Raw genomic sequence first — 4,179 nt, forward strand, 5'->3', positions numbered from 1 at the left:
GGGCGGCGCTCGTTTCGTGGTTCGCGCCGGACCGCGACGGCCGGCTCGCCGATATCCTCCTCGGCCACGACACACCCACCGCCTACACCGAAGGCCCCGCGCACATGGGCGCGACGGTCGGGCGCTGGGCAAACCGCATCGCGGGCGCGCGTTTTTCACTCGATGGCGTCGAATACCCGCTCGAAGCAAACCAGCCGCCGAATTCGCTGCACGGCGGATCGACCGGCTTCAGCTACAAGCTCTGGCAGGCGAAGCACACGGACGAATCGCTCGTGTTCCGGCTTGAATCGCCAGCGGGCGATAACGGTTTTCCCGGCGCCCTCACGGTTCAGGTGACATACACGTTCAGCCCGGCAGGCGAGTTGACGATTGCCTACGACGCCTTCACGGATGCCCCAACGCCGCTCAACCTCACCAATCACGCGTACTTCAACTTGTCGGGCGTGCCATCGAGCATTGCCGATCACGAGATCGAGATCGCGGCGGACCACTTCTTCGCCATCGATGAAAACACGATCCCGACAACGCTTGAAAACGTCGCCGATACCCCGTTCGATTTCCGCAAGCCGGCGGCGATCGGACCGTGTATCGAGACACAGGACAATGAGCAGGTGAGGCTCGCGAATGGCGGTATCGATCATTGTTTTGTGTTGCGCTCGATTGGCGCGGTCACCGCACTGCCGGAATTGCAGCACGCGGCGAGCGTCTACCATCCGGCGAGCGGCCGTGAGCTGGCTGTATCGACAACCGAACGCGGCCTCGTGTTCTATACGAGCAATCATCTGGAAGGCGAGCCGGGCAAACAAGGTGTGATCTACAAGAAGCACGGCGCGCTGTGCCTGGAAGCGGGCGGATTCCCGAACCAGATCAACATGGAAAGTGCCGAAGACGTCGTGCTGCGCCCGAACGAGCGCTACAGGCAAGTGACGCAATACACCATGAGCGTCCGATAGGAGTCCGCCTACATCCATATAGGACAGGCGCGGCTATCAGCGGATCAGCCTCTTGAGGATACTTGATTCATCAAATCAGATATCGAATGGAGGATGACATGCCCTACCTACTTGGCTGGCTGCTTGGTGTTCCGGTGATCGTGCTGGTGATCTTGTATTTGATTTTTCACTGATCTTTCATTGCACTCGTTTCATCCGGACTGAACGAAGGCGTCGTTACAATACGACGCCTTTTTTGTTTTTACACTGCCAACGGCATTGCCCGCCGCATTGCCACGATAGCTTCGAAGGATTTCGATGAAACGCGCCCTCCCCGTACTTGCAGCGATCGCTGCCGTCGTCGCCGTTCCCGGTCTTCATGCCGAGGAAATCGCCAGCGTGAACACGAACTTCCGGTTCACCGGTTCGGACCGCGTAACGGTCGAGGCATACGATGACCCCGGCGTGACAGGCGTCACCTGTTATGTGTCGCGTGCACGCACGGGTGGCGTCAAAGGCACGCTTGGAATTGCCGAAGATCCGTCCGAAGCATCGATTGCTTGCCGTCAGGTCGGTCCGATCAAGATCGACGCGCCGCTCAAGCAGAAGGCCGATATTTTTTCAGCGAGCATGTCGTTTATCTTCAAGACCTTGCACGTGGTCCGTGTCGTCGATGCCAAACGCAACACGCTCGTCTACCTGACCTACAGCGACCGCATCGCGACCGGCAGCGCGAAGAACAGCGTGACAGCCGTCCCCATGCCAGCGGGCACGACGATTCCCGTGAAGTGATATGAAGGAGCGCACGATTGGAGGCCTTCCTCCATTTGTCTAAAGTTTGCCGTCCCGCTGCCGTTATAAAGACGAAAGGCAATCGCTCTAGCAGCGACGCCGACTGTTTACCCGCGCAAATTCCAAAATTCGATGCGCGGGACGCGCGAACCGGGACACACCATGGGTCAGATTACCCTCTCATTCAAAGACGAAACGCTTGCCGCGCTGCGCCGCGATTTCGATACGTTCATTCGTCTCTCGCTCAAGTTCGATCCGCAGTTCGTCACGCCATCGTTCGAAGATTTCCTGCGCGCAAAACTGCTCGACAATCCCACGCCCCTCACCGAACAAGCCGTCCAGCGCATGCTGCAGAACGGCCAGTACGCATGGGCCAAGCGCGCACTGGACAAGGAATTCCCGGACGTTATCGACATGATGATGCGCCAGGCGGCGGAACACGGTTTCGGGTTCGCTGTGCGCTCGGACTGGTCAGCGGAAGATCTGGTAAAGGCGTCGCGCACATGGGCGACATCGATTGTGAACGAGGCAAAAGGCGACCCGGCGCAAATCGATGCACTTGCCTCGCAGATCAAATCGGCGGCATCGGACATTCAGGATCTCGAGCAGAAGATGCAGACGCCCGCGTGGCGTCTTGCCGATTCATTACGTCAACGCGTGTACGAAACGAGGATCGCGACCGAACACAGCGTGGGATCGACCGCCCGCGAGAAGCTTGGCGAGTTGCGTTGCCTGTTGAGGCTCGGGATGTTTCATGGCTCCGTTTCGAAGCAGGAAGCGCAGCAAGTGCTGGAGCAGTTGCGGTCCCTGAAACCGGAGATATTTATTGAAGAGCCGTATGACGGTTTCACGCGTTTTGGCAACTGGCTGCGCGCGATCTTCACGCCGGAACGCAAGGCGCCAAAGCCATCGCGCGCCGAGCGCTGAGCGCGCCGCTGAGCGCGCCGCTGAGCGCGCGCCACCGAACCTCACTCCCACATCTTTTTAAGCCGCGCCGCGATATCCAGCTTCGCCTTCGCCGCCGCGGCCAGTCCGGCGGCGGTCGGCGCAACAGGCTCCGGCACATGCGGCCAAGCGCGCGCTTCGAATTGCGGCATCAGGTGCGCGGGAATGAAGCGCGTGCGCGCCGCCCACACATGCCGATCGCCCATGGCCGTCTGGTTGTGCACGTAAAAGCGTTGTGGCGTGACGATGTGCAAATCCTCTTTCGCCCGCGTCATGGCGACATATAAGAGCCGCCGCTCTTCATCGATTTCCTCGTCGCTGCCTGTGCCCATGTCCGATGGAATGCAGCCATCCACGCCGTTCAGCACAAACACGTTCTTCCATTCCTGGCCCTTGGCCGAATGGATGGTGGAGAGAATCAGATAGTCTTCATCGATGAGCGGAACGCCCGATTCGTCGCTCGTGGCATCGGGCGGATCGAGCGTCAACTCCGTCAGGAAACGCTCGCGCGTGGGATACGTCGTTGCAATGCTTTCCATCTGCAGGACATCGCCGTGACGGATCGCCGCGTCTTCATGATTGCGCTCGAGATGCGGTTCATACCATCGGCGAATCATCTCGAACTCAGCAGGCCAGCCGCTTTCACGCGCGCAGACCTTCGCCATCAACCCTGCAAACACCGGCCAGTCCTCACTCGCTCTTGGCGGCGGCGCAAATGCCGCGAGCGCTGACGCCGTATTGCCACGTTCCGCAACCTGATCGAGCACTCGTCCGGCAATGGCCGGCCCGATTCCCGGCAGCAATTGCACCACGCGAAAGCCCGCCACACGATCACGCGGATTCTCGGCCCATCGCAACACGGCCAGCACGTCCTTCACATGCACGGAATCGAGAAACTTCAAGCCGCCGAACTTCACGAACGGAATGTTGCGCCGGGTCAGTTCGATTTCGAGCGCGGCGCTGTGATGCGCGGCGCGAAACAGCACCGCCTGCTGCTTGAGCGTCATGCCGCCTTCGCGGGCTTCGAGTATCTGCTCGACGATGTAACGCGCCTGATCGGCTTCATCGGCCACGGAAACGATCCGTGGACGTTGCGCCGATGCCTTGTCCGTCCAGAGGTTCTTTGTGTATCGCTCGGTGGCCAGTCCGATCACCGCATTCGATGCCGCCAGGATAGGCTGCGTAGAGCGGTAGTTGCGCTCGAGCGTCACGCACTTCGCCGGCGGATCGAAGTGATTCGGGAAGTCGAGGATGTTGCGCACCGTTGCGCCGCGAAACGAATAGATGGATTGCGCATCGTCTCCAACGACGGTGAGGCCGCGCCCATCGGGTTTCATGGAAAGGAGGATGGATGCCTGGAGCTTGTTCGTGTCCTGGTATTCATCGACGAGGACGTGGTCGAACCGGCTCGACAGATCCGCTGCAATCGATGGCTCGGCCGCAAGGTGCGACCAGTAGAGCAAGAGGTCGTCGTAGTCGAGCACGCTTTGCTGCTGCTTCGCGTGGACGT

The 4,179-nt window shown here is 60.0% G+C and carries 4 protein-coding genes; 3 read left to right on the top strand and 1 reads right to left on the bottom strand.

What is annotated here, in order from left to right:
- From ACFFAR_RS26380 to ACFFAR_RS26390, 3 genes are all read left to right on the top strand, one after another.
- Positions 1 to 953, top strand: a 953-nt coding sequence (locus ACFFAR_RS26380) for a galactose-1-epimerase (protein WP_174364746.1), incomplete at its 5' end; no start/stop codon positions are given.
- A 297-nt stretch (positions 954 to 1,250) separates the two neighbouring features.
- Complete coding sequence (locus ACFFAR_RS26385) at positions 1,251 to 1,724, top strand: CreA family protein (protein WP_061999979.1); 474 nt, start codon at positions 1,251 to 1,253, stop codon at positions 1,722 to 1,724.
- A 162-nt stretch (positions 1,725 to 1,886) separates the two neighbouring features.
- Positions 1,887 to 2,651 (top strand): DUF4088 family protein, encoded by a 765-nt coding sequence (locus ACFFAR_RS26390; RefSeq protein ID WP_062170178.1) that lies wholly within the window; start codon positions 1,887 to 1,889, stop codon positions 2,649 to 2,651.
- Between the two features lie 41 nt (positions 2,652 to 2,692).
- On the opposite strand, the gene ACFFAR_RS26395 is transcribed toward ACFFAR_RS26390, so the two are convergent.
- A partial coding sequence (locus ACFFAR_RS26395; RefSeq protein WP_174364747.1) for a 3'-5' exonuclease occupies positions 2,693 to 4,179 on the bottom strand: 1,487 nt, incomplete at its 5' end.

This window comes from uncultured Caballeronia sp., from assembly GCF_964243625.1.
Classification (GTDB): Bacteria; Pseudomonadota; Gammaproteobacteria; order Burkholderiales; family Burkholderiaceae; genus Caballeronia.

Bases quoted from the DNA above. Each gene is read 5' to 3' on its own strand.
- ACFFAR_RS26390 (WP_062170178.1), top strand. From the start codon at position 1,887: ATGGGTCAGATTACCCTCTCATTCAAAGACGAAACGCTTGCCGCGCTG.
- ACFFAR_RS26385 (WP_061999979.1), top strand. From the start codon at position 1,251: ATGAAACGCGCCCTCCCCGTACTTGCAGCGATCGCTGCCGTCGTCGCC.